The sequence below is a fragment of the Bacillus coahuilensis m4-4 genome (assembly GCF_000171615.1).
GTDB lineage: Bacteria > Bacillota > Bacilli > Bacillales > Bacillaceae_K > Bacillus_T > Bacillus_T coahuilensis.
The window spans coordinates 1-895 of record NZ_ABFU01000137.1; the positions used below are offsets into that span (position 1 = coordinate 1).

The window sequence follows — 895 nt, forward strand, 5'->3', positions numbered from 1 at the left end:
GGATGACGGGATCGAAGCGTCGTACCCCTGCTTGTAAGTGCACGTGCGCACCCAGCTGAGATATACCTACCAGATTATATATGGTGACCCGTACGGGATTCTGAACCCGTGTTACCGCCGTGAAAGGGCGGTGTCTTAACCGCTTGACCAACGGGCCAGTAAGTGTGTGATGGCGGAGAGCAAGGGATTCGAACCCTTGAGACAGCGTTAACCGTCTACACGATTTCCAATCGTGCTCCTTCGACCTCTCGGACAGCTCTCCTAATGGCTCCGCAGGCAGGAATCGAACCTGCGACCGATCGGTTAACAGCCGATAGCTCTACCACTGAGCTACTGCGGAATACTAACAGATTGGCGACGTCCTACTCTCACAGGGGGAAGCCCCCAACTACCATCGGCGCTGAAGAGCTTAACTTCCGTGTTCGGTATGGGAACGGGTGTGACCTCTTCGCTAATGCCACCAAACTATTATTGATAAGAGACAAATTCTATTATACTCAATTCTTGAAATTATTCAAGAGTTTTATAATATTTTTTTGCACTTACAAAACTAGATAAAGTTCATGAAGATACGTTGAATATCGTGTGTTAGATTATGTTGGTTAAGTCCTCGACCGATTAGTATTCGTCAGGTCAATATGTCANCATACTTCCACCTCGAACCTATAAACCTGATCATCTTTCAGGGGTCTNACTTACAAGAAAGGAAAATCTCATCTTGAGGGGGGCTCATGCTTAGATGCTTNCAGAATTAATCACCTTCCGCACATAGCTACCCAGAGATGCCTTTGGAAAAAAACATGGTACACCAGCTGGTGTTCCCTCCCGGTCCTCTCTCTATTAAGGACAGNTACTTCTCAAATTTTTTCGGCCACGAATGGNTAGGGACCGAACT

The 895-nt window shown here is 47.0% G+C and carries 3 tRNA genes and 2 rRNA genes; all 5 read right to left on the reverse strand.

What is annotated here, in order from left to right:
• Nucleotides 1–81 precede the first annotated feature (81 nt).
• Nucleotides 82–157: transfer RNA gene (locus M44_RS19315), tRNA-Glu, on the reverse strand.
• A 13-nt stretch (nucleotides 158–170) separates the two neighbouring features.
• Nucleotides 171–262: transfer RNA gene (locus tag M44_RS19320), tRNA-Ser, on the reverse strand.
• A 3-nt stretch (nucleotides 263–265) separates the two neighbouring features.
• A tRNA-Asn gene (locus tag M44_RS19325) sits at nucleotides 266–340 on the reverse strand.
• Nucleotides 341–349: 9 nt separating this feature from the next.
• Nucleotides 350–465, reverse strand: a 5S ribosomal RNA gene (gene rrf, locus M44_RS19330).
• Between the two features lie 133 nt (nucleotides 466–598).
• A 23S ribosomal RNA gene (locus M44_RS19335) occupies nucleotides 599–895 on the reverse strand; the annotation flags it as partial.